This is a genomic window from Stenotrophomonas hibiscicola ATCC 19867 (assembly GCF_000382065.1).
Classification (GTDB): Bacteria; Pseudomonadota; Gammaproteobacteria; order Xanthomonadales; family Xanthomonadaceae; genus Stenotrophomonas; species Stenotrophomonas hibiscicola.
In genome coordinates this window covers 334,819-360,766 of sequence record NZ_KB907500.1, presented here as the reverse complement: position 1 = coordinate 360,766, position 25,948 = coordinate 334,819, and the positions used below count along the sequence as shown (strand labels likewise).

The 25,948-nt window shown below is 66.8% G+C and carries 21 protein-coding genes and 2 tRNA genes; 13 read left to right on the top strand and 10 right to left on the bottom strand.

The window, feature by feature from the left end; translation table 11 throughout:
* The first annotated feature begins 162 nt into the window (after positions 1-162).
* From G370_RS0110125 to G370_RS0110075, 11 genes are all read left to right on the top strand, one after another.
* Positions 163-726: a glycine zipper 2TM domain-containing protein gene (locus G370_RS0110125; protein ID WP_026347073.1), complete on the top strand. Its 564-nt coding sequence runs from the start codon at positions 163-165 to the stop codon at positions 724-726.
* 318 nt (positions 727-1,044) lie between these two features.
* Positions 1,045-2,055, top strand: a complete 1,011-nt coding sequence (locus tag G370_RS0110120) for an N-acetylornithine carbamoyltransferase (protein WP_019660502.1) — start codon at positions 1,045-1,047, stop codon at positions 2,053-2,055.
* A gap of 62 nt (positions 2,056-2,117) precedes the next feature.
* The gene (locus tag G370_RS0110115; protein WP_019660501.1) at positions 2,118-3,311 is read left to right on the top strand and encodes an argininosuccinate synthase; all 1,194 of its coding nucleotides are present in this window, start codon (positions 2,118-2,120) and stop codon (positions 3,309-3,311) included.
* A 148-nt stretch (positions 3,312-3,459) separates the two neighbouring features.
* Positions 3,460-4,548, top strand: coding sequence for an acetylornithine deacetylase (locus tag G370_RS0110110; RefSeq protein WP_019660500.1), 1,089 nt, complete (start codon positions 3,460-3,462; stop codon positions 4,546-4,548).
* Between the two features lie 25 nt (positions 4,549-4,573).
* Positions 4,574-5,902, top strand: coding sequence for an acetylglutamate kinase (locus G370_RS0110105; RefSeq protein ID WP_019660499.1), 1,329 nt, complete (start codon positions 4,574-4,576; stop codon positions 5,900-5,902).
* Positions 5,903-5,905: 3 nt separating this feature from the next.
* Positions 5,906-6,508 carry a GNAT family N-acetyltransferase gene (locus G370_RS0110100; protein WP_019660498.1) on the top strand — a complete coding sequence of 201 codons (603 nt, stop codon included), beginning with the start codon at positions 5,906-5,908 and terminating at the stop codon, positions 6,506-6,508.
* A complete protein-coding gene (gene argC, locus G370_RS0110095) occupies positions 6,505-7,458 on the top strand; it encodes an N-acetyl-gamma-glutamyl-phosphate reductase (protein WP_019660497.1) in 954 nt (317 codons plus the stop codon). The genes G370_RS0110100 and argC overlap by 4 nt, the downstream gene beginning before the upstream one ends.
* Positions 7,459-7,478: 20 nt before the next feature.
* Positions 7,479-8,774: an argininosuccinate lyase gene (argH, locus tag G370_RS0110090; protein ID WP_019660496.1), complete on the top strand. Its 1,296-nt coding sequence runs from the start codon at positions 7,479-7,481 to the stop codon at positions 8,772-8,774.
* Positions 8,774-9,037 carry a YciI family protein gene (locus G370_RS0110085; RefSeq protein ID WP_019660495.1) on the top strand — a complete coding sequence of 88 codons (264 nt, stop codon included), beginning with the start codon at positions 8,774-8,776 and terminating at the stop codon, positions 9,035-9,037. The genes argH and G370_RS0110085 overlap by 1 nt, the downstream gene beginning before the upstream one ends.
* A gap of 11 nt (positions 9,038-9,048) precedes the next feature.
* Positions 9,049-10,206, top strand: a complete 1,158-nt coding sequence (proB, locus tag G370_RS0110080) for a glutamate 5-kinase (protein WP_019660494.1) — start codon at positions 9,049-9,051, stop codon at positions 10,204-10,206.
* Positions 10,203-11,474: a glutamate-5-semialdehyde dehydrogenase gene (locus tag G370_RS0110075; RefSeq protein ID WP_019660493.1), complete on the top strand. Its 1,272-nt coding sequence runs from the start codon at positions 10,203-10,205 to the stop codon at positions 11,472-11,474. Before proB ends, G370_RS0110075 begins: the two co-directional genes overlap by 4 nt.
* Positions 11,475-11,609: 135 nt before the next feature.
* On the opposite strand, the gene pgaD is transcribed toward G370_RS0110075, so the two are convergent.
* The 10 genes from pgaD to G370_RS0110025 all read right to left on the bottom strand — a co-directional run bounded on the left by pgaD (position 11,610) and on the right by G370_RS0110025 (position 22,302).
* Complete coding sequence (gene pgaD / locus G370_RS0110070; RefSeq protein WP_019660492.1) at positions 11,610-12,080, bottom strand: poly-beta-1,6-N-acetyl-D-glucosamine biosynthesis protein PgaD; 471 nt, start codon at positions 12,078-12,080, stop codon at positions 11,610-11,612.
* Positions 12,077-13,333: a poly-beta-1,6-N-acetyl-D-glucosamine synthase gene (pgaC, locus tag G370_RS0110065; protein ID WP_005414000.1), complete on the bottom strand. Its 1,257-nt coding sequence runs from the start codon at positions 13,331-13,333 to the stop codon at positions 12,077-12,079. The genes pgaD and pgaC overlap by 4 nt, the downstream gene beginning before the upstream one ends.
* A 1-nt stretch (position 13,334) precedes the next feature.
* The gene (gene pgaB, locus G370_RS0110060) at positions 13,335-15,221 is read right to left on the bottom strand and encodes a poly-beta-1,6-N-acetyl-D-glucosamine N-deacetylase PgaB (RefSeq protein ID WP_019660491.1); all 1,887 of its coding nucleotides are present in this window, start codon (positions 15,219-15,221) and stop codon (positions 13,335-13,337) included.
* 1 nt (position 15,222) lies between these two features.
* A complete protein-coding gene (pgaA, locus tag G370_RS0110055; RefSeq protein ID WP_019660490.1) occupies positions 15,223-17,250 on the bottom strand; it encodes a poly-beta-1,6 N-acetyl-D-glucosamine export porin PgaA in 2,028 nt (675 codons plus the stop codon).
* A 344-nt stretch (positions 17,251-17,594) separates the two neighbouring features.
* The gene (locus G370_RS0110050; RefSeq protein ID WP_019660489.1) at positions 17,595-18,800 is read right to left on the bottom strand and encodes a CynX/NimT family MFS transporter; all 1,206 of its coding nucleotides are present in this window, start codon (positions 18,798-18,800) and stop codon (positions 17,595-17,597) included.
* Positions 18,801-19,021: 221 nt separating this feature from the next.
* A tRNA-Pro gene (locus G370_RS0110045) sits at positions 19,022-19,098 on the bottom strand.
* A gap of 140 nt (positions 19,099-19,238) precedes the next feature.
* Positions 19,239-19,315: transfer RNA gene (locus G370_RS0110040), tRNA-Pro, on the bottom strand.
* Between the two features lie 55 nt (positions 19,316-19,370).
* Positions 19,371-19,487: a cytochrome bd-I oxidase subunit CydX gene (gene cydX, locus G370_RS0110035; RefSeq protein ID WP_019660488.1), complete on the bottom strand. Its 117-nt coding sequence runs from the start codon at positions 19,485-19,487 to the stop codon at positions 19,371-19,373.
* Positions 19,488-19,545: 58 nt separating this feature from the next.
* Complete coding sequence (cydB, locus tag G370_RS0110030; protein ID WP_019660487.1) at positions 19,546-20,697, bottom strand: cytochrome d ubiquinol oxidase subunit II; 1,152 nt, start codon at positions 20,695-20,697, stop codon at positions 19,546-19,548.
* A gap of 15 nt (positions 20,698-20,712) precedes the next feature.
* Positions 20,713-22,302 carry a cytochrome ubiquinol oxidase subunit I gene (locus G370_RS0110025; RefSeq protein ID WP_019660486.1) on the bottom strand — a complete coding sequence of 530 codons (1,590 nt, stop codon included), beginning with the start codon at positions 22,300-22,302 and terminating at the stop codon, positions 20,713-20,715.
* 228 nt (positions 22,303-22,530) lie between these two features.
* On the opposite strand from G370_RS0110025, the gene cydD reads away from it, so the two are divergent.
* Together cydD and cydC are read left to right on the top strand one after the other, a co-directional pair.
* Entirely contained in the window at positions 22,531-24,276 is a 1,746-nt protein-coding gene (cydD, locus tag G370_RS0110020; RefSeq protein ID WP_019660485.1) for a thiol reductant ABC exporter subunit CydD, read from the top strand.
* The gene (gene cydC / locus G370_RS0110015; RefSeq protein ID WP_019660484.1) at positions 24,273-25,946 is read left to right on the top strand and encodes a thiol reductant ABC exporter subunit CydC; all 1,674 of its coding nucleotides are present in this window, start codon (positions 24,273-24,275) and stop codon (positions 25,944-25,946) included. Before cydD ends, cydC begins: the two co-directional genes overlap by 4 nt.
* Positions 25,947-25,948: the final 2 nt, after the last annotated feature.

The following is a 25,948-nucleotide window of genomic DNA, read 5'->3' as shown; positions in this document are numbered from 1 at the left end:
GTGATTTTAGAACGTGTCGCTCCCTTTGGGGGCGCTGGTTGCCACCGGTGGACGCCGGAGGGAGCCAGGGTGGGGTGGGCAGGAGCGGCGTGGACGGGTAATGTTCAGCCCCTTGCGCTCGCCACTGCCTACACTATCGCCGTGTCCTTGCTCCCGTCGCCACTGAAATCCACCGCATTGCTGACCCTGGCCTGCCTGTCGGCGCTGCCCGCCGTGGTGCTGGCGCAGGAGGCCGAGCCCCGCAACCGGGTGGTGATCGTGGAGAACGTGAAGTTCGACTACGCCCAGGTACTGAACGTCGAGCCGGTATTCCAGACCCTGCGCGCGACCCGTACCGAGGAGCATTGCGAGCCGGTGTCGACCCGCACCCTGGCCCCGGTCAACGTGACCGGCGAGGAGCCGGTCGAGGACAAGGGCCGGATCAGCCGTTTCTGGGACTCGGTGCGCTCGATATTCAAGCGCAGCGACGAGGAGCCCTCCGAAGAGGCCGGCCCCGAAACGCCGGCCCCGGCGCCTGCCAACAATGGCCCGATGCTGACCCGTGACTGCCGCATCGTGCCGGTGGGGCGTGAATTCCGCCGGCCCATCGCCTACGACGTGGACTACGTCTACAAGGGCACCAAGTATCGGTCGCGGCTGCCGGAAGACCCGGGCAACCGGCTCAAGATCCGGGTGTCGATCACCCCCTGGGTCGGTCCTGAGCAGGGCGCCGCCGGCAATCCCTGATTCTGCGACCCCGGCCCCTTGCGCCGGTCACGGCCGCATGCAAAGATATTCGGCCATGAAGCTCACCGACTTCCAGCACGACAGCAGCGCAGCCCGACAGGCGTCGGGCATGACCTCGCGTGCGCGTCGACCGGAACCCCACATTCTCGCTGGGTAACCGGAGCTTTTTGCTGTTCGTCCGAAAAAAACCCAGCCCGCCGGCTGGGTTTTTTCGTTTCCGCGTTCTGAAAGCTGCAACTGCAACCTTTTCGTTTCACCTTTGCTTCCTGTTTTCCCTTCCACCGCGTCGAACCCGGCGCCGCCACGCAAGGAAAGAAGATGTCCCCCAAGCACTTCCTGAACACCCAGGACTGGAGCCGCAGCGATCTCGACGCATTGCTGACCCAGGCCGCGCTGTTCAAGCGCAACAAGCTCGGCGACCAGCTCAAGGGCAAGTCGATCGCGCTGGTGTTCTTCAACCCGTCCATGCGCACCCGCACCAGCTTCGAACTGGGCGCGTTCCAGCTCGGCGCCCATGCGGTGGTGCTGCAGCCGGGCAAGGATGCTTGGCCGATCGAGTTCAACCTCGGCACGGTGATGGACGGCGATACCGAGGAACACATCGCGGAAGTGGCCAAGGTGCTGGGCCGTTACTGCGACATCATCGCCGTGCGTGCGTTCCCGAAGTTCCAGGACTGGGCGTACGACCGCCAGGACATCGTCCTCAACAGCTTCGCCAGGTATTCGCCGGTGCCGGTCATCAACATGGAGACCATCACCCACCCGTGCCAGGAGCTGGCCCACATCATGGCGCTGCAGGAGCACTTCGGCACCCAGGACCTGCGTGGCAAGAAATACGTGCTGACCTGGACCTACCACCCCAAGCCGCTCAACACCGCCGTGGCCAACTCGGCGCTGACCATCGCCACCCGCATGGGCATGGACGTGACACTGCTTTGCCCGACCGCCGACTACATCCTCGACGAGCGCTACATGGGCTGGGCCGAGCAGAACGTGGCCGAGAGCGGTGGTTCGCTGAAGATCAGCCATGATGTCGACAGCGCCTACGCCGGCGCCGACGTGGTTTACGCCAAGAGCTGGGGAGCGCTGCCGTTCTTCGGCAACTGGGAACCGGAAAAGCCGATCCGCGACCAGTTCAAGCACTTCATCGTCGACGAACGCAAGATGGCGCTGACCAACAACGGTGTGTTCAGCCACTGCTTGCCGCTGCGTCGCAACGTGAAGGCCACCGATGCGGTGATGGATTCGCCGCAGTGCATCGCCATCAACGAAGCCGAGAACCGCCTGCACGTGCAGAAGGCGATCATGGCCGCGGTTGCCGGGCGCTGATTTTTTCCGATTCAATCATTTCCGCCGGGCACGGCCCGGCGCTACCAGGACATACCCTCCCCATGAGCAATAAAGACGTCGTTCTCGCCTTCTCCGGCGGCCTGGATACCAGCTTCTGCGTGCCCTACCTGCAGGAGCGTGGCTACAACGTGCACACCGTGTTCGCCGACACCGGCGGCGTGGATGATGAAGAGCGCGATTTCATCGAGAAGCGTGCCGCCGAGCTGGGCGTGACCAGCCATGTCACTGTGAACGGTGGCCCGGCGATCTGGGAAGGCTTCGTCAAGCCGTTCGTGTGGGCCGGCGAAGGCTACCAGGGCCAGTACCCGCTGCTGGTGTCGGACCGCTACCTGATCGTGGATGCCGCGCTGAAGCGTGCCGCCGAACTGGGCACCAACATCATCGCCCACGGCTGCACCGGCATGGGCAATGACCAGGTCCGCTTCGACCTGGCCGTGAAGGCGCTGGGTGACTACCAGATCATCGCGCCGATCCGCGAGATCCAGAAGGAACACACCCAGACCCGTGCCTACGAGCAGAAATACCTGGAAGAGCGCGGCTTCGGCGTGCGCGCCAAGCAGCAGGCCTACACCATCAACGAGAACCTGCTGGGCGTGACCATGTCCGGTGGCGAGATCGACCGTTGGGAAGCCCCGGGCGAAGGTGCGCGTGGCTGGTGCTCGCCGCGCAGCGAGTGGCCGGAGCAGGCGCTGACCGTCACCCTGAAGTTCATTGAAGGCGAAGCGGTTGAACTGAACGGCAAGGCGCTGCCGGGCGACCAGATCCTGGCCCAGCTCAACAAGCTGTTCGCCCCGTACGGCGTCGGTCGCGGCGTGTACACCGGCGACACCGTGATCGGCCTGAAGGGCCGCATCGTGTTCGAGGCCCCGGGCCTGGTCTCGCTGCTGGCCGCACACCGCGCGCTGGAAGATGCGGTGCTGACCAAGCAGCAGAACCGCTTCAAGCCGGACGTGGCGCGCAAGTGGGTGGAGCTGGTGTACGAAGGCTTCTACCACGACCCGCTGAAGACCGACATCGAAGCCTTCCTGAAGTCCTCGCAGGCCAAGGTCAACGGTGAAGTGGTGCTGGAAACCCGTGGTGGCCGCGTCGATGCGGTGGCCGTGAAGTCGCCGCACCTGCTCAACACCAAGGGTGCCACCTACGCGCAGTCGGCCGACTGGGGCGTGGAGGAGGCTGAAGGCTTCATCAAGCTGTTCGGTATGAGCTCGACGCTTTACGCGCAAGTCAATCGCTGAGCGATTGAATTGCGCGCGCGTCTCTCGCGCATTCCACCTTAACCCTGCGCCGTTGGCGCGCCCCCTTCAACAAGAAGGGGGCTCTCCACCAGACGCATCACGGTAGCGCCGGGCCATGCCCGGCGGAATTCCACAGGATCTTTGTTTCATGCTTGAACAGACGCTCGATCACCTGCAGGTCCTGGTGTCCTTCGACACCCGCAACCCGCCGCGCGCGATCACCACCGGTGGCATCTTCGATTACCTGCGCGCGAACCTGCCCGGCTTCAACGTCGAGGTGATCGACCACGGCGCCGGTGCGGTCAGCCTGTACGCCGTGCGCGGGACGCCGAAGTACCTGTTCAACGTACATCTTGATACCGTGCCCGATTCGCCGCACTGGAGCGCCGACCCGCACGAGATGCGCCGCCTGGACGACCGCGTGGTCGGTCTGGGCGTGTGTGACATCAAGGGCGCGGCCGCCGCACTGGTGGCCGCAGCCAATGCCAGCGACGGTGACGCGGCCTTCCTGTTCTCCAGCGATGAAGAAGCCAACGATCCGCGCTGCATCGCCGCGTTCCTGGCCCGTGGCCTGCCGTATGAAGCGGTGCTGGTGGCCGAGCCGACCATGAGCGAAGCGGTGCTGGCGCATCGCGGCATCAGCTCTGTGCTGATGCAGTTCGCCGGCCGCGCCGGGCACGCCTCGGGCAAGCAGGATGCCGCCGCCAGCGCGCTGCACCAGGCCATGCGCTGGGGCAACCGTGCGCTGGACCATGTGGAATCGTTGGCGTCGGCGCGCTTTGGCGGACTGACCGGCCTGCGCTTCAACATCGGCCGCGTCGAAGGCGGCATCAAGGCCAACATGATCGCGCCCGCTGCCGAAGTGCGCTTCGGTTTCCGGCCGCTGCCGTCGATGAACATCGACGCGTTGCTGGCCACCTTCGCCGGGTTCGCCGAGCCGGAAGCGGCGGTATTCACCGAGACCTTCCGTGGCCCCAGCCTGCCGGCCGGCGACATCGCCGAAGCCGAGAACCGCCGCCTGCTGGCGCGCGATGTGGCCGACGCGCTTGAGCTGCCGATCGGCAACGCCGTGGACTTCTGGACCGAGGCCTCGCTGTTCTCCGCCGCCGGTTACACCACCCTGGTGTTTGGCCCGGGCGATATTGCCCAGGCCCACACCGCCGATGAGTTCGTGACGCTGGACCAGCTGCAGCGCTACACCGACGCCGTGCACCGCATCATCGCCGCCGGCGCCTGATTCTTCCCTTTCCGACGAAACCTAAATGTCTCCTGCCCTCCAGCCCCACCGCCAGACCCGCCAGACCATCGTGCGCCTGCTTTCCAGCATGGCCAGCGCGAAGGAGATCAGCCAGTACCTCAAGCGCTTTTCGCAGCTGGATGCCAAGCGCTTCGCCGTGGTCAAGGTCGGCGGCGCGGTGCTGCGCGACGATCTCGACGCGCTGACCTCTTCGCTGTCGTTCCTGCAGGAAGTCGGGCTGACCCCGATCGTGCTGCACGGCGCCGGCCCGCAGCTGGATGCCGAGCTGTCGGCGGCCGGCATCGACAAGCAGACCGTGAACGGCCTGCGCGTGACTTCGCCGGAAGCACTGGCGATCGTGCGCCGGGTGTTCCAGCAGTCCAACCTGCGCCTGGTCGAGGCGCTGCAGCAGAACGGCGCGCGCGCCACCTCGATCACCGGTGGCGTGTTCGAGGCCGAGTACCTGGACGTGGATACCTACGGCCTGGTCGGCGAGGTGAAGAAGGTCAACCTGGCGCCGATCGAGGCCAGCCTGCGTGCGGGCTCGATCCCGGTCATCACCAGCCTGGGTGAAACCGCCGGTGGCCAGATCCTCAACGTCAACGCCGACTTCGCCGCCAACGAGCTGGTGCAGGAACTGCAGCCGTACAAGATCATCTTCCTGACCGGCACCGGCGGCCTGCTGGACGAGGCGGGCAACGTGATCGATTCGATCAACCTGTCCACCGAGTACGACCACCTGATCGCGCAGCCGTGGATCCACGGCGGCATGAAGGTGAAGATCGAACAGATCAAGGATCTGCTCGATCGCCTGCCGCTGGAATCGTCGGTGTCGATCACCCGCCCGGCCGACCTGGCCAAGGAACTGTTCACCCACAAGGGCTCGGGCACGCTGGTGCGCAAGGGCGAAAAAGTGCTGCGCGCCACCGCCTGGAACGAACTGGACCTGCCGCGCCTGAAGGGCCTGATCGAATCCAGCTTCGGCCGCACCCTGGTGCCGGACTATTTCCAGAAGACCAGGCTGCTGCGCGCCTACGTCAGCGAGAACTACCGCACCGCGGTCATCCTCACCGACGAGGCCGAAGGCGTGTACCTGGACAAGTTCGCCGTGCTCGACGACGCACAGGGCGAAGGCCTCGGCCGTGCGGTCTGGAACGTGATGCTGGAAGAAACGCCGCAGCTGTTCTGGCGCTCGCGCCATGGCAACCCGATCAATCACTTCTACTACGCCGAGTCCGATGGCTGCTACAAGCAGGATCAGTGGAAGGTATTCTGGTTCGGTGCCGATGGCATCGACCGGATCAAGACCTATGTCGATCATTGCGCGCAGCGCACCCCGAGCCTGCAGGGCTGAGCAATGAGCAACCTCGATGCTTGGAACACGGTTCCTACCCTGCGCGGCCAGCACGTAACCCTGCAGCCGCTGCAGATGGAGCACGTGCCCGGCCTGCGCGATGCGCTTGAAGGCAGCGGCCTGGACCAGCTCTGGTACACCCAGGTGCCATCGCCGGAACAGGCCGAGGCCTATGTGCGGGCCGCGTTGCAGGCGCAGAGCGAAGGCAAGGTGCTGCCGTTCGTGATCCGTGATGCGGCGGGTGACATCATCGGCAGCACGCGCTTCTACGACATGGATGCCAGCGTGCCCAGGCTCAGCCTCGGCTACACCTGGTACACGCCGCGCGTGCAGCGCACCGGCGCCAACACCGAAGCCAAGCTGTTGCTGCTGCAGCACGCCTTCGAGGCCATGGGCTGCATCAGCGTGGTACTGGAAACCAGCTGGTTCAACGTCACCTCGCGCACCGCCATCGCGCGCTTGGGCGCCAAGCAGGATGGCGTGCTGCGCAACCACAAGCGGCATGCCGATGGCACGCCGCGCGATACCGTCATCTTCTCCATCATCGATGCGGAATGGCAGGGCGTGAAGCGCCACCTGCAGTACCGCCTGGACAGCCACGCATGAACGATTCGACCTTTACCCTTGGCATCGTCGGTGCCCGCGGCCATACCGGCGCCGAGCTGATCAAGCTGGTGGCCGCCCATCCGCGGCTGGAACTGGCTTTCGTCTCCTCGCGCGAGCGCGCCGGGCAGCGCCTGTCCGACCATCACCCGGAATTCCAGGGCGATCTGCAGTACGAGAACCTGGACGCCGACGCGGTGGCGGCCAAGGGCGTGGATGCGGTGATCCTGGCCCTGCCCAACGGCCTGGCCGCGCCGTTCGTGGCCGCGCTGGAGGCGGAGAAGGCGGACACCGTCATCGTCGACCTCTCGGCCGACTACCGCTTCGACAACAGCTGGTATTACGGCCTGCCGGAGCTGACCCGTGGCCGCTACAACGGCCAGAAGCACATCAGCAACCCGGGCTGTTATGCCACCGCCATGCAGCTGGCGGTGCATCCGCTGCTGGACCTGCTGGCCGGTCCGCCGCAGTGCTTCGGTGTCTCCGGCTACTCCGGTGCCGGTACCACGCCGTCGGACAAGAACAACGTCGAACTGCTGGCCGACAACCTGATGCCCTACGCGCTGACCAACCACGTGCACGAGCGCGAAGTGTCCGTGCAGCTGGGCGTGGCGGTCGAATTCATGCCGCACGTCGCGCCGCATTTCCGTGGCATCACGCTCACCGCCAATCTTTGGCTGAACCGGGTGCAGACCCGCGAGCAGATCGTCGAGCGCTTCCAGCAGGCCTATGCCGGCGAACCCCTGATCGACGTGGTGGATGAAGCGCCGTGGGTCAGCCGCATTGCCGGTCGCCACGGTGCCCAGGTCGGTGGCTTCACCCTGGCCCCGGGCGGCAAGCGGGTCGTGGTGGTGGCGACCCTGGACAACCTGCTGAAGGGCGCGGCCACCCAGGCCATGCAGAACCTCAACCTCGCGCTTGGCATCGACGAACTGACGTCGATCCCGCACTGAATACGCATTCCGGAGCCCCCATGGCAGACCTTCTTTGGCAGAAGCCCGGCGTCGCCGTCGACGCCCAGATCCAGACCTTCCTCGCCGGCGACGACGTGATCCTCGACCGCGAGTTCTTCCTGCATGACATCGCTGCCAGCGCCGCACATGCACAAGGCCTGCAGCACATCGCCATCCTCAGTGCCGACGAGCTGGACGGCCTGCTGCGCGAACTGGAGATCCTGGCGCAGGATTTCCGCGAAGGCCGCTTCGTGCTCGATACCCAGTATGAGGATGGCCACTCGGCGATCGAAGCGCGCCTGACCGAACGCCTCGGCGATGCCGGCCGCAAGATCCACACCGGCCGCAGCCGCAACGACCAGATCCTGGTCGCCACCCGCCTCTGGCTGAAGGAGAAGCTGCAGCGCGTGGCACAGCTCAGCGCCGAAGCGGCCAAGGTTGCGCTGGACCGCGCACAGGCCGAGAAGAACCTGCCGATTCCCGGCTACACCCACATCCAGCGCGCCGTAGTGTCCTCGGCCGGCATGTGGTGGGCGGGCTGGGCCGAGGCCTTCATCGACAACGCCATCCGCGCCCGCGATACCCATGCGCTGGTCGACGCCAATCCGTTGGGTACCGCTGCCGGCTACGGCGTGAACCTGCCGCTGGACCGCGAGCACACCACGGCGGCGCTCGGCTTCGCGCGCATGCAGATCTCGCCGATCTATGCGCAGCTGTCGCGTGGCAAGTTCGAGCTGGCTGCACTGGAAGCGCTCGGTGGCGCCACGCTGGACCTGCGCCGCATTGCCTGGGACCTGTCACTGTTCACCAGCGCCGAGTTCGGCTTCGTCGCGCTGCCGGCGCAGTACACCACCGGCAGTTCGATCATGCCCAACAAGCGCAATCCGGATGTGATCGAGCTGATGCGTGCCACCCACGCCAGCGTCGCCGCCGCGCGCACCGAGATCGAGCAGCTGCTGTCGCTGCCGTCCGGCTACCATCGCGACCTGCAGTCGTCCAAGGGGGCCATCTTCCACGGCTTCGGCCGTGGCCTGGCCGCGCTGGAACTGCTGCCGGCGCTGCTGGCCAATCTGGAATGGCGTGACGACAAGCTGCGTGCGGCCATCGATTCGGGCATGTATGCCACCGACGTGGCGGTGGAAGCGGCCGTGGCCGGCGTGCCGTTCCGTGAGGCCTACAAGGCCGCAGCTGCCGGTGCCGACAGTGCAGGGCAGGGGCGTACCCCGGAAGGCAGCCTCGCCGCGCGCGTGTCGCCGGGTTCGGCCGCCGACCTGCGCCTGGACGAACTGCGCGCGCGCTGGCAGGCGCTGTCCTGATGGCGGGCACTGTCTACCTGGTGATGGCGATGCGCCGGCCGGACTTCAACGATGCAGCGGTGCAGCCGCACCGCGATTTCCTCGATGCGTTGCAGGCGCAGGGCAAGCTGCAGCTGACTGGTGGTTTCGCCGACGGCAGTGGTGGCGCCTATGTGCTGTGCAACGTGGACAGCCTGGCGCAGGCGCAGGCCATCGTCGCCACCGATCCGCTGGTGACGATGCATGCCTCCGACCTGACCGTGCACGAATGGAACACCCGCTGAGGCCCTGACTGATGACTCTGCATGCCAGCCACGTCGCTTCGCCGTTCCCGGAACAGGCGCTGCCGCCGTGGCGGCGTGCGGTGCTGAAAGTGGGCAGCAGCCTGCTCGCCGCCGATGGCGGCGGCCTGTCGCCCCGCCACGCGCTGGGCCTGGCACAGTTCGTTTCTGCCAATGTACTGGCCGGACGTGAGGTGGTGATCGTGTCGTCCGGTGCGGTTGCGGCCGGGCGCGCGATCCTGCCGCGGGCCGATGAGCCCGGTGCGGCGATGGCGGCGCGCCAGGCGCTGGCCGCGCTCGGCCAGGCCCAACTGATCGGGCTCTGGCAGCGCTTCTTCGAGCGTCCGGTGGCGCAGGTGTTGCTGACCCATGACGACCTGCGCAACCGCCGCCGCTACCTCAACGCACGCGCTACGCTCAACGAACTGCTGCGGCTGGGAGCATTGCCGGTGGTCAACGAGAACGACACCGTGTCGGTGGACGAGCTCAAGCTTGGCGACAACGACAACCTGGCGGCGACGGTGGCGGCGCTGGTCGATGCCGATGCACTGTTCATCGCCACCGATATCGACGGCCTGTACAGCGCCGACCCGCGCACCGTGGCCGACGCGCGGCCGTTGCACGACGTACCGGAATTGAGTGACGAGGTGCTGGCGATGGCCGGTGGCGCCGGCTCACGGGCTGGTACCGGCGGCATGCGGACCAAGCTGGAGGCGGCGGCGAAGGCCGGGCGCCTTGGCATCGAAACCTATCTGTTCAACGGCCGCAGCGGTGACGTGGTGCGCGCGCTGGCGCAGGACCGCCTGTTCGGCACCCGCATTCACGCTGCGCGCAGCCGCGAGGCGGCACGCAAGCACTGGCTGCGGCACGCGCCGCTGGTCGAGGGTGCGATCGTGATCGATGCCGGCGCGGCGCAGGCGATGCGCGAGAAGGGCGCCTCGCTGCTGCCCGGCGGCATCACCGGCGCGGAGGGCATGTTCCGCCGTGGCGACATGGTGCAGGTGTGCTGGAACGCGCCACAGGGCCGCGTCTGCGTGGCGCGCGGAGTCAGCCAGTACGCGGCCGATGATGTGCGCCGGATCGCCGGCCGCCATTCGCGCGACATCGAGGCCGTGCTGGGCTACAACTACGGCGGTAGCGTCGTCCATCGAGACGACCTGGTGCTGCCATGACCGGATTGAAGGACTCGCCGATGAGCGACATCGAAGCGCAGGCGCGTGCCTGCCGTGACGCGGCCCAGACCGTTGCCGGCCTCGACAGTGCGACGCGCCGCACGCTGCTGCTGGCGATGGCCCAGGCACTGGAAGTGAATGCCGGGCTGATCCTGGCCGGTAATGCGCGCGACCTTGCCGCTGCGCGCGAGAAAGGCATTGGCAGTGCCATGCTCGACCGCCTGGCGCTGGACCCGGCACGCCTGTTCGCGATGGCCGAAGCCGTGCGAGAGGTCGCCGCGCTGCCCGATCCCGTCGGCCAGATCACCCGCGACGATGTGCGTCCAAACGGCATCCGCGTGCAGAAGGTGCGCGTGCCGCTGGGCGTGATCGCGATGATCTACGAGGCGCGCCCGAACGTGACCGCCGAAGCGGCCGCGCTGTGCCTGAAGGCCGGCAATGGCGTGATCCTGCGCGGTGGTTCCGAAGCGATCCACTCCAACACCGCCATCGCCCAGGCGCTGGCCGGCGCCCTGCAGGCCAATGGCGTACCGGCGGCGGCAGTGACCGTGCTGACCGACCTGCGCCGCGAAGCAATGCTGGAACTGCTGCAGCTGCATGAACTGATCGATCTGGCGATTCCGCGCGGCGGCGAAGGCCTGATCCGCTTCGTTGCCGAGCATGCGCGGGTGCCGGTGATCAAGCACTACAAGGGTGTCTGCCACCTGTTCGTGGATGCCAGCGCCGACCTCGGCAAAGCCATCGACCTTCTGGTGGACGGCAAGTGCAGCCGTCCGTCGGCCTGCAACTCGCTGGAAACCCTGCTGGTGCATCGTGATGTGGCCGAAGCCTTCCTGCCGCGCGTGGCGCAGGCGCTCGGTGAGCGTGGCGTGGAGCTGCGCGCCGACACGAACGCGCAGCCGCTGCTGCCGGGCAGCACCGCCGCCAGCGAAGACGACTACGCTGCCGAGTTCCTCGACCTGGTGCTGGCCGTGCGCGTGGTTGATGACCTCGAGGCGGCCATCGCGCACATCCGTGCCTATACCTCCGACCATACCGAAGTGATCGCCACCGAAGACGCCGGCCATGCCGAGCGCTTCGTCACCGCGCTGCGCTCGGCGGTAGTGATGGTCAATGCCTCGTCGCGCTTCTCCGACGGTGGCCAGCTGGGCCTGGGCAGCGAGATCGGCATTTCCACCACGCGCCTGCATGCGTACGGCCCAATGGGCCTGGAAGCACTCACCGTCGAACGATTTGTCGTGCGCGGCGAAGGGCAGACGCGCAAGTAGATCCACGCGATGCGCGGATGCACTTCGCGGTAGACCCCGGTGCCGACCAAGGTCGGCGCCCACCAGGCCCAAGCGCCGACCAGGATCGGCAGCTACCAAAGCAAGCGCCGACCCGGGTCGGCGACTACCGGGGCGTCACACCACCTCGCGGCGGATACCGATCGGCCGCGCGTGATCGTCCATGTGCAGCGTGGCGGCCTTGCAGCCCAGCAGGCGCTCGGCAAGGCCGGTGCTGGCACCCAGATCGGCCGCGACTTCATTGAGGCTGGCCAGTGGTCGCGGCAGGCGTCGCTCGTGGCCACGGAAGCGCGCGCGGTTGTACTCGGCCCAGCCGATCAGCAGCACGCTGGCACACAGCAGCATCAGCGGCAGTGCCACCAGCACATAGGGGTCGAAGTGGCTTTGCCGTTCGTACAGCTGCTGCCAGGCCAGCTGGCCGCCGATCAGCCACGAGAACAGGGTCACCAACGGTGCCCACAGGTAGAAGTAGAACCCCCAGAACGCGAGGGTGACGAAGCCCCAGGCGGTGCGCTGGAAGCGTGGTTGGCGATGCGGCTTGCGGATCATCCGCGAGTCGAAGCGGTTGGACGGGCGTTGTGCGTTCATCGGATCCCCCGATCGGGACTGGTCCAGGTGGCGCGCTTGCTGCGACGGCGCAGCAGGGTCTTCGGCAACGCCACCAGGGTGGTGGAAAGACTGATCAGCCAGTACGCCATCGGGTACCAGATGACCCAGAAGTAGTTGCGTCCAATCTGTGTTTCGTAACGACGGTCGATGATCAGGCTGCTGGCGAACTGCATCAGGCAGACCAGGGCCAGGATCACGCCATGCCATTGCGGCAGCAGGCTGGCGATGTACAGCTGCGGCGGCATGTCGATGAGCTTGCCCAGCACCCACAGCACCACGATGAACAACATGGTGTAGGCCCAGATAACGCTCAGCACGTACTCCAGCAGTACGCCCCACATGCGCCGCTCCTTCCAGTGCAGCAGTGAACGCGCATGCCGCAGCATCACTTCCACGCCACCCTGCGCCCAGCGCAGCCGTTGCCGCCACAGGCCCTTCAGCGTTTCCGGCATCAGGATGAAGCACAGCGCGTTGGGTTCGTAGCGGATGTCCCAATGCGCCCGCTGCAGGCGCCAGCTGATGTCGATGTCCTCGGTCACCATGTCGTCCGACCACCAGCCGACCTGGTGCAGGGCGGTGCGGCGAAAGCCTGCGATCACTCCGGAGATGGTGAAGATGCGCCCGTACACGCGCTGCGCGCGCTTGATCATGCCGATGATCGAGGAGAATTCGGCCACCTGCAGGCGTCCAAGCAGGGTGGAACGGTTGCGGATGCGCGGGTTGCCGGTGACCGCACCGACGCGGTTGCCGCTGACCAGGTGCCAGACCATCCAGTGCAGGGCGTGTTCCTCCAGCATGGCATCGCCATCGATGCACACCAGGTACTCCGAGCGGGCCGCCAGCGCACCCATGCGCAGCGCGTTGGCCTTGCCGAGGTTGCGGTCAAGGTGCAGCACGCGCAGCCGCGGATGCTTCGCCGCCAGCACGTCGAGCCGGGCGCCGGTGTCATCACTGCTGCCATCGTCGATGGCGATCACCTCGTAGTCGGCCGGATAGCGCTGTGCCAGCGCCGCGCCGAGCGTGTCGTCGAGGTTCGCGGACTCGTTGTGGCAGGGAATCAACAGGCTCGCGAACGGTGGATCGACCATCAGCGGCGGGTCGTTGCGTGGGCGCGAATGGCGTTCGCGCCGGAAGTAGTAATACAGGCCGCCCGACATCCAGAAGAACGCCATCACCATCGGGTAGTAGAAGGCGAACTGGAACAGGACCTGCAGCAGCGGATGCATGTCCATGTCACTTCTCCGGGTACGGGAAGTTGCCGGCGGACATCGCCGCGCGGGCATCATGGGTGGAAGGCTGGCCGGCGATGAAGTCATCCGGGTACCAGGCGAAGTGGTGCACGCCCTGCGCCTGCAGCTGGCGGATCTGCGCGCGCAGCCGCTCGGCGGGAATCGGTTGCCCGCTGCGCCAATCGACGGTCTGCAGTTCGAACAGGGTGTGCTGCAACTGGGGATCGTGCGCGCGCACCGCGGCCAGCAGCTGGTCGAGCCAGCGTTCCGGATGCCTGCTGCCTTCCATCCACGGCATCGCCATCAGTGCGGTCTGGTCGTAGGCCTTGTTGAACAGGTCCAGGCGCTGCGCGAACCAGGCCTCGCTCTGCGGACGCAGCACCGGCTCCGCGTACAGGTTGCGCACCGTGGCCAGCTTCGGCCGCCAACGCTGCGCACTGTCGCGCAGGGCCAGGGTGAAGTCGATCAGCGCCCGGGTGCGAGCGCTGCCATCGTCGCCGGCCGCCAGCGTCGGCAGTTCTGTGTCGCGTAGATAGCCATCGTCATGGAAGAGCAGGCCTTCGAAGTACGAGTTGACCGCCAAGTCCTCGTAGATGTCGAGCATGATCTGGCGGGCCTTCGGATTGGTGAAGTCCAGCCGGTACATGCCATCGGGATCGCCGTTGCGGATCGCCAGTGCCTTGCGCTGCACGGGTTCGGGCAGCTCGAAGCCGAGCACCGGCAGCCATGCGTAGACCTTCACCCCCGCGCGCGACTTCAGCTGCCAGGCGACCCGGCTGAACAGGTCCGCACGCATCGGCATGTGCCGGTTGGGGAAGTACAGTGCATCGGCGGTGTTGTTACCGTCGGGATCGGCGAAGGCCTGCAGGTAGACGTGGGTGGGCGAGATGCGTTTGACCCGCTCGACCAGCACATCGAGGTTGCGTGCCTGCTGCGCCGGGTCTGCGTCGTAGACATCATCCAGGTCGATCTGCAGGGCACGGATGCCATCGAGCGCGACATCGCGGCGCAGCTCGTAGGCCAGGCCCTCCACGGTCGGGTTGTCGCTGACCAGGAAGCGCGCCAGCCCATGCAGGTCGCTGGTCACTGGCGTGCTGCGGCCTTCCAGATCGAAGGACACCGGCATGCCCAGCTGTTCGGCGATGTCGTTGCTCAACTGGTTGTAGGCGGCGTACGGCCAGACAATGGCGCGCGGGCGCACGCCCAGATGCTGCTGGATGCGCTGCACGCTGCGGCCGAGATCGGCGCGCAGGCGCTGCTCGTACTGCGCCTCGCTCTCGTAGCTGCGCGTGGCCGGCCGGTAGATGCGGGTGACCACCGCTGGCGTCGAATTGCCCTGCGGATTGGCAAGCACTCCGTGGTGCAGGTCGTCGGTGTGGCTGGCCACTTCGATCAGGCCGCTGTCGTGCATCTGCTTCAGCTGCGCCCAGGTGACGAAGTCATCGCGGCCGAACGGGCGGTAGCCGTAGTCGATGGTGCGGCCCGGAGCCATGTCCACGTAATCGGTGATCACCGCCACCAGCGCCGGGTAGCGGTAGGCCTGCAGCAATGGGAAGGCCTCGTCGTAGATGCTGCGCAGGCCGTCATCGAAGGTCAGCAGCACAGGCTTGGGCGGCAGCGTGGCCCGCCCCTGCGAGGCATCGATCACCTGCGACAGCGAGACCGGGTGATAACCATGCGCGCCGAGCCAGTCCAGGTGTGCGGCGAAGTTCTGCGTGCTCACCGCATAGGTATCGGCATCGCCCTTGGCCGCGACCCGGTCGCGGATGTCGTGGTAGCTGAGGATCAGCAGGCCGTTGTCAGTGGCATCGAGATGCAGGGCCTGCTGCGCGAACGCCGGCGGCGTGGCGGCCAGCAGCAGGAGCACGATCAGTCGCAGGATGCGGGCCATGTCACTCTCCCCAGCGCAGTGCGGCTTCGAAGCCGATATGACGCTCGCGGTGGCCGTCGTAGACCGGCCGCGACCAGCGCACGCCGTACTCGAACACGCGGCCCTGGCCCAGCTGCCATTCGTGCATGTAGGACACCGAAGGGACCAGAGCGCTGCCGAAGCCGTCCTGCCAGTAGTCACCCAGCGAGACCGTCAGGCGGTGCCGGAAGTGGCGCTCGTAGTGCCGCCACAGCTGCTGGTCGATGCGCAGCCCGATCTCGACCATGCGGTCGCGCTTCGGGTTGAAGTAGGGCGTGTCGTCGCGGCTGCCCCGGCTGGTGTAGGCACTGGCCAGGCCGTCGATCAACCAGCGCGGGCGGGTCAGCAGGCGCTGTTCGATGCTGGTGCTGAACAGCTCGCGGTGGTTGCCGTCGTCGTAGCGGAAGCGGCTGGCGCCGAACATCCAGTGGGTCAGCTCGCTGCGCCGGTAGTCGACCTGCGCGCTCACGCTGTCAGCGGTGATGCCCGCCACGCGCGCCTGCATCGAGGCTTCCGGGTCATTGCGTGCGGCCACCAGCCCGGCATGCCAGTAATCGTTGAACTGCCAACCCACGCCGATGCGCAGGCCGGTATCGCCAATGTGGTCGTTGGCGCGCAGTACCGCCGCTTCCGCATCCAGCTGGCCGAAGCGGTAGCGTACGCCCGCGCCCAGCCACAGCGGGTCGATGCGCTGGTCCTGGAAGTCGACCGAGCGCCTGTCGGCCAAGGCGAACAACCGCCAGCGGTCGTCGAGCACCGGTGTCTGCACTTCGATGCCGTAGTGACGGTCGTTGTTGCCCAGCGGCGAGGTGCCGCCACCGCCGGAGCTGCGACCAATGTCGGTCCATGCCTTCAGCTGCCAACCGCGATGCGCCCGCCAGGCCTGGTCCATGCGTTCGACGGCGGGTTGGGTCGGGTAGCGTGCGACAAGATCGTCGTGCAGTGGCCTTGCCAGGTCATCGCGCTGCAGGGCGACGTAGGCCTCCTCCATCCCCAGCCGCGGCTCGATGTCGCGAGGGTCCAGCGCATGTGCCATCTGCTGGCGCTGCAGTGCCATGCTTGGCCATCCGCGCATCATGTACACGTTGCCCAGCGCGCTCTGCAGGCCGCCGTTGCCCGGTGCGATGTCGACCATCGATTCCAGGTCATGCTGTGCGGTGCGCAGGTCGCCGCTGTAGGCGCGTACCATCGCCAGATTCAGGTCGGCCTCGTAACGTGACCAGTTCGCGTACGGTGACTTGCCGTTGCTCCAGCGCCACGCCGGCTCCTTGTCACGCCAGGCCTGCAGGAGGTTGATCGCCTTTTCCTGCTGCTCGCTCTCCAGGTAGGCATAGGCCAGTTCCGAATGCGAAGCATCGCGTGTCGGGTCGCCGGCCACTGCCGCCTGCAGCACCGGTATGGCTTCTTCCGGATGCAGGGTGCCCATCAGCGAATCGCCGACCGCAGGCAGCACATAGTCGGGCAGGGCATGGCCTTCGGCCTGCAGTGCGCGGGCTTCCTCGCGCACCTGCGCATGGCGGCCCAGCCGGTTGAGCAGGATCAGCCGGTCCATGCGGACGCGAAGCGGCGCCTGCGCGGGCGGGGTGCCTTCGCTGCCCAGGTAGCGCTGCATGCGCGCCAGGGTCGATTCGGCTTCTTCCAGGCGGCTGTCTTCGCTGCTGCTGTAGGCCAGGCTCCACACCACCCGCTTGGCCAGGTAGTCGCCTTCGATGCGCTGCTTCTGTGCAGCGTCGAACAGCTGCGGGCGCTGCTGGTACAGCTCCCAGGCGCGCCAGGCGTTGCCGATGTCGCCCAGGGTCAGTACGCGCAGCTTGAACAGCAGGTCGTCGTTGGGTTGCTCTTGGCTGGCGCGCTCGATCGCGCCGAGGGCATCCAGCCAGCGGGCCTGGTCGCGGTAGCGGCCGATCTCGGCCAAGGCCGCCTCGCGGTCAGGCGGGGCGGCGCCGCTGGCCCAGGCCAGGGCGGTGCAGGCAAGGCCGACGCAGAGCGCCAGCCGGCGGTGGACAACCATTGGGGACCCCCTTGGCTTCCGAACCAGACAACCTGAGAAATGTGACGCACATCACATGCCAGCTTTTGGCGTGGCCGTGGCCCGCGTCACTCCCTTCGTGCATTCCCGTCCAGCAAGGACGGATACAAACCCGGACAGCGACCTGCAATGTCTTGTCTGAAACGAGAGTCCCCCGCACACCGAATGGTGGCCTGGGCGGCGCTGCCGCCCCCATGCCCGATGCCGGCACGCGGCAAGGATGGGCATTCGTGGGCACTATCCGCCCGGAATTGTCAGCCCGGCGTCAAAATGCGCAGACGGGCTGACGAGCGGTAGGTGGGGCCGGTTGCGAGGCCCTGCGCGGCTTACCAGAGGTCTTCCAGCTTGCGCGGCTTGCAGGCCACCCAGGAGGCGCACAGCATCAGGGTGGCGCAGCCGAACAGGAAGCTGAACGGGAGCGTCCAGCCGTTGCTGACCGTATGCAGCCAGCCGACCAGGAACGGCCCCAGGCAGCTGAAGCTGTAACCCACGCCCTGCATGAAGCCGGACAGTGCCGCCGAGCCGGTGGGGGTGCGCGTGCGCAGGTTGATCAGGGTCAGCGCCAGTGGGAAGGTGGATGGACCGACGCCGAGCAGGCACGCCCACAGCAGGGGGGCCTTCATCGGTGCCAGCAGCAGGCCGGTGAAGGCGATCACGAACGAGAAGAAGCCGATCAGCACCAGCGGAAACGGGTTCTGCATGCGAACTGCCATGGATGGAATGACCAGCGACGGCAGCAGCCCGAGCGCCGAGAACACCGCCACCATCACGCCACCAAAGGCCGGTGTGCCGCCGGCCTCGACCACGATGCGTGGCAGCCAGGTGAACATCGAATAGGTCATCAGCGAAGTCATGCCGAACATCAGCGTCATGCTCCAGCCCAGTGAGGTGCGCCAGACTTTCCCATGCGGCTGTGCGGTCGGGTCGATGGCATCTGCCTGCGGCTTCGGTGCGCGCCTGGCCAGAACCAGCCACGGCAATGCTGCGGCCAGTGCCAGCAGTGCCCACATGCCCAGCGACACGCGCCAGCCAGCGGCGTTGGCCACCGGTACCGCCAGCAATGCGGGCAGCATGGTGCCCAGCTGCAGCACGCTGATGTAGAGCGTGCTCATGGTGCCGACCTTGTTGGCGAAGTAGCGCTTCACCAGCGGCGGCACCACCACGTTGCCGATGCCCATGCCGGCCAGTGCCAGCACCGAGCCGAGCAGCAGCGTGCCGACGTTGCCGGCGCTGGAGCGCAGCAGCAGGCCGGCCATCGCCATCACCATCGCCAGCAGCGTGGTGCGCTCCAGGCCCAGGCGCCGCGCCAGCGTCGGCGTGGCCACGCCGAACACCGCGAACGAGGCGGTCGGCAGCATGCCCAGCACGCCGGTCATGGTGGTGCCGAAGCCGAATTGCTGGCCGAGTACGTCCAGCAGCGGGGTGATCGAGGTGACCGCAGTGCGCAGGTTGACCGCTGCCAGCAGGATCGCGGCAAACGCGAGGACACGACCGTGCAGCAGCGACGGCGAATCGGAAGTGGAGGAACTCATCGGTGGTCCTTGCAGGTGTCGCACGCCGGGGCAATGGCATGCCGCGCCGGCATCGGTCTACGCCGAAGCGGCAGGTGGGGGAGGGGCTGCTGGCGGGCCGGCAGCGCGGCCATTGTACGTGCGCTGCCTGGCAAGGTCCCGTCATGCGGGAGGCCTGGCGCCTGGTACAAAAAAACCCGGAGGACAGTGATGTCTTCCAGGCTTCTTGGTGACCACCGAAGTGGTCGGGGAGACAGGATTCGAACCTGCGACCTCTACGTCCCGAACGTAGCGCTCTACCAGACTGAGCTACACCCCGAAGGGAGCCGCCTATTCTAGCGATTCATCCCGATGGCGGCAAGGGGTGAACGCTGTTTTCTTCACACCGCGAAAGCGGTGCCACTTCAGGGAACAAAAAAGCCTGGGCGACATCACCAGGCTTCAATGCGACCACCGAAGTGGTCGGGGAGACAGGATTCGAACCTGCGACCTCTACGTCCCGAACGTAGCGCTCTACCAGACTGAGCTACACCCCGAAGGAGCCGCCTAAGATACCGTGTGAAGGCCAAGGCGGCAAGGTCTTTTTACATCTCAGCAACGATTTTCGTTCTCGATGCGGTTCTGCTCGCGGGCTTCGAACCACATGCCGTTGAGGATGGCCACCGTCGAGGCGAGGCCGGCACCGAGAATCCAGGCGAAATACCACATGATCAGTCTCCTTCATTCCGGGTAGGTGCCGACCGTTGATCGGCACACGTGCAAGCAATCAATACGCGTTGGGGTTGTTGCCCATCTCTTCGGAGGTGGTCTTGCCCTTCAGCACGCGGTACACCCAGGTGGTGTAGGCGAGGATGATCGGCAGGAACACCGCCGTGGCCAGCAGCATGATCCACAGGGTCAGGTGGCTGGACGAGGCATCCCACACGGTCAGGCTGGAGGTGGGCTGGCTCGAGGACGGCAGCAGGAACGGGAAGATGGCGAAGCCGACGGTCAGGATGACGCCGGCGATGGCCGCACCGGAGGCGATGAAGGCCAGGCCACCACGACGGGCCCGCAGCAGCACCGCACTGGCCAGCAGGCCGGCCAGGCCGAGCAGGGGGGCCAGGATCGTGGCCGGCATCGCGCTGTAGTTGCGCATCCAGCCACCGGCGGCGCCGAGTTCGGCGGTCTTCAGCAGCGGATTGGTGGCGCCATCGGTAACCACCTGCGAGGTGATCTGGTAACCCGGCAGGCCGAAGGCCACCCAGGCGCCGCCCACCGCGAACAGCACGAAGGCGATGATCGCCGCGATGCTGCCGAATCGGGCGGCACGCTCGGCCACCGCGCCGTCGGTCTTGATCACCAGCATGGCGGCACCGTGGGCGACCAGCATCGACACGCTCAGCAGGCCGGCCAGCAGCGCGAAGGGCATCAGCAGGCCGAAGAACGAGCCGGTGTAGAAGATGCGCATGCTGTCATCGAAATGGAACGGCACGCCCAGCAGCACGTTGCCCACTGCCACGCCCATGATCAGCGCCGGGATGAAGCCACCGATGAACAGCGCCCAGTCCCAGGTGTTGCGCCAGCGTTCGCTGGGCATCTTGCTGCGGAACTTGAAGCCGACCGGGCGCAGGATCAGGGCGAACAGGATCACGAACATCGCCAGGTAGAAGCCAGAGAAGCTGACCGCGTACAGCGGCGGCCAGGCGGCGAAGATGGCGCCGCCACCCAGGATCAGCCACACCTGGTTGCCTTCCCAGACCGGGCCGATGGTGTTGATCACCCGGCGGCGTTCGGCGTCAGTGCGGGCGACGAAGGGCAGCAGGGTGCCCACGCCCAGGTCGAAACCATCCATCACGGCAAAACCGATCAGCAGGATGCCGAGCAGCAGCCACCAGATCACGCGCAGCGTGGTGTAGTCCAGAAGAATGAAATCCATCTTGGTTCTCCTGCCTCAGGCCTGGCCGGCGACCGGCGCCGAGGCATTGTGGGAAGCATGCGGCTGGGGCGACTGCAGCGATGGCAGCAGCTCGTCCGGACCCTTGCGGATCGCCTTGAGCATCAGCTTGATCTCGACCACGATCAGCGCGGTGTAGATGGCAGTGAAGCCGGCCAGGGTCAGCACGATTTCATGCAGGGCCAGCCCCGATGCCGCATAGAAGGTTGGCAGCACGCCATCGACCGCCCACGGCTGGCGACCATACTCGGCCACGAACCAGCCGCACTCGATCGCGATCCACGGTGCCGGCAGCGTCCACAGGGCCAGCTTGAGGAACCAGCGCTTGTCCTGGAAATTGTTGCGGCAGGAGTAGTAGAAGGCCAGGGCGAAGAAGGCGATGAGGTAGAAGCCGAGGCCGGCCATCACGCGGAAGGTCCAGAACAGCGGCATCACGCGCGGCACCGTGTCCATCGCCGCCTGCGAGATCTCCTGCGGGGTGGCGTTGAGGATGTCATCGCGATAGCGCTTGAGCAGCAGGCCGTGGCCCAGGTCCTGCCAGTGGCGGTCGAACATCTCGCGCGCTTCCACGTCGTTCTTGTTCGCACGCAGGCGTTCCAGCGCGCCGTAGGCCAGCTGGCCGCCACGCACGCGGTGTTCGGCGCGCTCGACCAGTTCCAGGATGCCTGGAATCGGCTGGTTCAACGAACGGGTGGCGATCAGGCCCATCAGGTAGGGGATCTTCACCGCGTAGTCGTTCTGGTGGGTGTCCTGGTTCGGGATGCCGAAGGCGGTGAAGTCGGCCGGCGCACGCTCGGTCTCCCACATCGCTTCGATCGCGGCCAGCTTCATCTTCTGGTGTTCGCTGGCGGCGTAGCCACTCTCGTCACCCAGCACCACCACCGACAGCGAGGACAGCAGGCCGAACGCCGCGGCCACCGCGAACGAACGTCGGGCCAGGTCCTTGTGCTTGTTGCGCAGCAGGAACAGGGCGCTGATCGCCATCACGAACACCGCACCGGTCACATAACCGGCGCTGACGGTGTGCACGAACTTGGCCTGCGCCACCGGGTTGAACACCACCGCCATGAAGTCGACCACTTCCATGCGCATGGTTTCCGGGTTGAACACCGCACCGGTCGGGTTCTGCATCCAGCCATTGGCGACCAGGATCCAGATCGCCGACAGGTTGGTGCCCAACGCCATCAGCCAGGTCACCATCAGGTGCTTGACCTTGCTCAGGCGATTCCAGCCGAAGAAGAACAGGCCGACGAAGGTGGCTTCCAGGAAGAAGGCCATCAGGCCTTCGATGGCCAGCGGCGCACCGAAGATGTCACCCACGTAGTGGCTGTAGTAGGACCAGTTCATGCCGAACTGGAACTCCATGACAATGCCGGTGGCGACGCCCATGGCGAAGTTGATGCCGAACAGGACGCCCCAGAACAGGGTCATCCTGCGCCAGATCTCCTTGCCGGTCATCACGTACACGCTCTCCATGATGGCCACCATGAAGGACAGGCCGAGGGTGAGCGGTACGAATAGGAAGTGGTACATCGCGGTCAGCGCGAATTGCAGCCGCGACAGTTCTACGACTGTCTGATCAATCATGGCCTGGCTACCTCGTTGGATAGTGCCGTTGCAGGTGGCGGGAAGGGTGGTCTACGACGTGAATGATGTGACCGACTACTTCAAACAGCCTTGATCCAGATCAATGTATGAACAGGTGCCCCGGTTGATCGTATGCCAACCTGATGAAGACTGCGACCGCCGGCCGCAGGGGCGGGCTATTGCCTGCGCCTACAATGCCGTGTCTCCCCCGTTGCCCGTGAAGACCTCTTGAGCGCTGCCGAAACGACCCCTGACGGCCTGTCCCCGGAAGCTGAAACCGCCCGCCAGCGGCGTGTGCGCACGGCCTGGCTGGCCGACCTGGCACGCTCCGCCCGGGGCCGCCAGCGCTTGGCCGCGCTGTGCATCAGCCTGTCCGGCGCGCTGTTGATCGGCCAGGCTGCCGCCATCGCCTGGCTGGTGCAGCAGGTGCTGGTGGAGCGCGTGCCGCTGGCCTCGGGACTGCCAGCGCTGGGTGGGCTGGCGGTGATCCTGGTGCTGCGCACGCTGCTGGGCAGCGCCACCCAGGCGGCTGCCGGTGACGTGGCCGACGCCGCACGCCTGGCATTGCGCGAACGCGTGTTCGCACGCCTGCTGGGCCACGGCCCACTGTGGCTGCGGCAGCGCCGCACCGGCGAACTGGGCGAACTGATGCTGCATCACGGTGATGCGATCGAGAGCTATTACAGCGGCTTCCTGCCGGTGCGCACTGAAGTGGTGGTGGTGCCGCTGCTGATCCTGGCCGCTGTCGCCTGGGTCGACTGGGTGGTGGCGCTGATCCTGCTGTTCACTGCGCCGCTGGTGCCATTTTTCATGATGCTGGTGGGCTGGGGCGCCGAAGCGGCCGGCCGTGCGCAGCTGGGTGAGCTGGCACGCATGAGCGGCCATTTCGCCGACCGGATCAAGGGCCTGGGCCTGCTACGCCTGTATGGCCGCGGCGAAGCTGAGCTGGAGGGGATCGAGGCGGCTGCCGAAGGCGTGCGCGTGCGCACCCTGAAGGTTCTGCGCATCGCTTTCCTCTCGTCCACGGTGCTGGAATTCTTCGCCTCGGTGAGCGTGGCGATGGTGGCGCTGTACCTGGGCCTGAGCTATCTGGGCATGATGTCGCTGCATGCAGCGGTGCCGACGCTGGGTGCGGGGCTGTTCTGCCTGCTGCTGGCACCGGAGTTCTATGCGCCGCTGCGACGGCTGGCCGCGCATTACCATGATCGCGCCAATGCACTGGCCGCCGCCGCCGAAGTGGAGCGCCTGCTGCAGTCGCTGCCTGATGAGCAGGGCCTGATCGAGAACGAGGTTGCACCGCTGGCGGTGGAGCCGGCCGAGGCCGCCTTGCCGCCGCTGCAGGCACAAGGGCTGGTGCTGCGCCCGCTGGGCGCGCCGCAGGATGTGCTGCAGGATCTGGACCTGCGGCTGGAGCCGGGCCAGCGCCTGGCTCTGGTTGGTCCCAGCGGCTCCGGTAAAAGCACCCTGCTGGAAGCGCTGGCCGGCTGGCTGCCGCCGCGCGCCGGCAAGCTGCAGCTGCGTCCCGGTGTGCAGGTGGCCTATGCCAGCCAGCGCCCCTACCTGTTCCACGGCAGCATTGCCGACAACCTGCGCCTGGCCGATCCGGTTGCCAGCGATGCGCGTCTTCGTGCGGTGGCCGAGGCCGCGCAGGTGCTGCAGTTCGCACAGCGCCTGCCACTGGGCCTGGACACGGTGATCGGCGAACGTGGCTTCGGCCTGTCCGGCGGCGAAGCCCGTCGTATCGGCCTGGCCCGGTTGTTGCTGCGCGATCCGCAGGTGCTGCTGCTGGACGAACCCACCGCGTTCCTCGATGCCGATACCGAAGCGGCGCTTTTGCGCAGCCTGGCCGCCTATGCACGTGGCCGCAGCGTGGTGGTCGCCACCCACAGCCCAGCGGTGATCGCCTGGGCCGACCGTTGCCTGCTGTTGCCGGAAGGCCGCTTGGTCGAGCCGGCACAGGCGGTGCGCGCATGAGCCGTTCGCCTGATTCGCTGCGCGCGGTGTTCCTGCGCCATCGGCCGCGCCTGCTGCTGACCGTGCTGCTGCTGTGGACCACCATGCTGGCCGGCACCGCATTGCTAGGTCTGTCCGGTGGCTTCCTCACCGCCGCCGCGTTGGCTGGCGCGGCCGGCCTCGGCCAAGGCTTCAACTTCTTTTCACCGTCCGCTGGCATACGCGGGCTGACGATGGCGCGCATCGTGTCGCGCTATTTCGAGAAGCTGGTCGGCCACGACGCCACGCTGCGCATCGCCCGCGACCTGCGCGTGTGGTTCTTCCGCCGCGCGTTGCCGCTGGCACCCGCACGGTTGGGGGCTACGCGCACCGGCGACCTTCTGGCGCGCCTGCTCGGCGATATCGGTGAAGTGGACGGCCTGCTGGTGCGTGCGATCGGGCCGCTGGTGGCGTTGGGCGGATTGTCGCTGGTCGCGATCGTTTCGGCGGCACTGATCCTGCCGTCGGCTGCGGTGCTGATGGCGGTGCTGGCGCTGCTGATCGCCTTCGGCGTGCCGTGGCTGGGCGTGCGTGGCCACGATGATGAAGAAGCCGACCGCGCCGCGCATCGCGCCGCATTGCGCACCGCGGCCTTTGAAGGGTTGGAAGGTGCGGGTGACCTGGCCGCGCTGCACGCCGATGCGGCCTGGCAGCTCAAGGTACGCGTAGCTGCCAAGCAGCTGGCCTCGCGTGATCGCCGCCGCCGCTGGCGCCTGATCGCGGCCTCGATGCTGCACGGTCTGGTCGCCGGGCTGGGGTTGGTGGCGATGCTGGCATTGGCCCTGCATGCGGCCGAACAGCAGCGCATCGCGCCGGAGATGGCCGCGGGCCTGGTGTTCCTGACCGTGGCGTTGATCGAGCTGTGGGCCGGCCTGGGCCTGGCCTGGCAGTCGCTGCAGTCCGGGCGCATTGCCGCCGATCAGTTGCAGGCCATCGTCGAGCAACCGCCGACGGTGGACGATCCGCAGGCGCCGCAGCCGGTACCGCAGGCCGCGCGCGTACAGTGGGATGACGTGCATTTCCAGTGGCCCGGTGCGGCGCGGCCGGTGCTGTCCGGCCTGCATCTGACCTTGGCGCCGGGCGAGCGCATCGCGATTCGCGGCGACAGCGGCAGCGGCAAGACCACGCTGTCCAGCCTGCTGCTGCGGCTGTGGGATCCGCAGCAGGGACGGCTGACCTACGGTGGCCGCGATCTGCGTGATTTCGCCCAGGCTGACTGGCACCGGCAACTGGCGTGGCTGCCGCAGAACGCGCCGGTGTTTGCCGGCAGCGTGGCCGAGAACCTGCGCCTTGGTTATCCCGATGCCAGCGACGCCGCGTTGTGGGCGGCGCTGCGCCGCGTGCGTCTGGGCGAATGGGCCGAGCGCAACGGCGGCCTGCAGGCCTGGGTGGGCGAGAACGGCGCGACGATGTCAGCCGGCCAGGCGCGGCGGTTGGCACTGGCGCGCGCGCTGCTGCGCAATGCGCCGATCCTGCTGCTGGACGAACCGACCGAAGGCCTCGACGTGGATACCGCACGCGCGCTGTTGCAGGACCTTTCCGGGTTGCTGGACGGGCGCAGCCTGCTGATGATCACCCACGATGATCTGCCTCAAGGCGTGGTCGATACGCAGTACAGATTGCGCGACGGGGTGTTGGTCCGCGAACTTTGACC

What these genes read in the sequence shown, in the direction of transcription:
- G370_RS0110115 (WP_019660501.1), top strand. Translation starts at nt 2,118, where the DNA reads ATGAGCAATAAAGACGTCGTTCTCGCCTTCTCCGGCGGCCTGGATACC.
- G370_RS0110105 (WP_019660499.1), top strand. Translation starts at nt 4,574, where the DNA reads ATGTCTCCTGCCCTCCAGCCCCACCGCCAGACCCGCCAGACCATCGTG.
- argH (WP_019660496.1), top strand. Translation starts at nt 7,479, where the DNA reads ATGGCAGACCTTCTTTGGCAGAAGCCCGGCGTCGCCGTCGACGCCCAG.
- proB (WP_019660494.1), top strand. Translation starts at nt 9,049, where the DNA reads ATGACTCTGCATGCCAGCCACGTCGCTTCGCCGTTCCCGGAACAGGCG.
- G370_RS0110025 (WP_019660486.1), bottom strand. Translation starts at nt 22,302, where the DNA reads ATGATTGATCAGACAGTCGTAGAACTGTCGCGGCTGCAATTCGCGCTG.
- G370_RS0110075 (WP_019660493.1), top strand. Translation starts at nt 10,203, where the DNA reads ATGACCGGATTGAAGGACTCGCCGATGAGCGACATCGAAGCGCAGGCG.
- G370_RS0110050 (WP_019660489.1), bottom strand. Translation starts at nt 18,800, where the DNA reads ATGAGTTCCTCCACTTCCGATTCGCCGTCGCTGCTGCACGGTCGTGTC.
- G370_RS0110085 (WP_019660495.1), top strand. Translation starts at nt 8,774, where the DNA reads ATGGCGGGCACTGTCTACCTGGTGATGGCGATGCGCCGGCCGGACTTC.
- cydX (WP_019660488.1), bottom strand. Translation starts at nt 19,487, where the DNA reads ATGTGGTATTTCGCCTGGATTCTCGGTGCCGGCCTCGCCTCGACGGTG.
- argC (WP_019660497.1), top strand. Translation starts at nt 6,505, where the DNA reads ATGAACGATTCGACCTTTACCCTTGGCATCGTCGGTGCCCGCGGCCAT.
- pgaC (WP_005414000.1), bottom strand. Translation starts at nt 13,333, where the DNA reads ATGGACATGCATCCGCTGCTGCAGGTCCTGTTCCAGTTCGCCTTCTAC.
- cydB (WP_019660487.1), bottom strand. Translation starts at nt 20,697, where the DNA reads ATGGATTTCATTCTTCTGGACTACACCACGCTGCGCGTGATCTGGTGG.
- G370_RS0110110 (WP_019660500.1), top strand. Translation starts at nt 3,460, where the DNA reads ATGCTTGAACAGACGCTCGATCACCTGCAGGTCCTGGTGTCCTTCGAC.
- cydC (WP_019660484.1), top strand. Translation starts at nt 24,273, where the DNA reads ATGAGCCGTTCGCCTGATTCGCTGCGCGCGGTGTTCCTGCGCCATCGG.
- G370_RS0110100 (WP_019660498.1), top strand. Translation starts at nt 5,906, where the DNA reads ATGAGCAACCTCGATGCTTGGAACACGGTTCCTACCCTGCGCGGCCAG.
- G370_RS0110120 (WP_019660502.1), top strand. Translation starts at nt 1,045, where the DNA reads ATGTCCCCCAAGCACTTCCTGAACACCCAGGACTGGAGCCGCAGCGAT.
- pgaA (WP_019660490.1), bottom strand. Translation starts at nt 17,250, where the DNA reads ATGGTTGTCCACCGCCGGCTGGCGCTCTGCGTCGGCCTTGCCTGCACC.
- pgaB (WP_019660491.1), bottom strand. Translation starts at nt 15,221, where the DNA reads ATGGCCCGCATCCTGCGACTGATCGTGCTCCTGCTGCTGGCCGCCACG.
- pgaD (WP_019660492.1), bottom strand. Translation starts at nt 12,080, where the DNA reads ATGAACGCACAACGCCCGTCCAACCGCTTCGACTCGCGGATGATCCGC.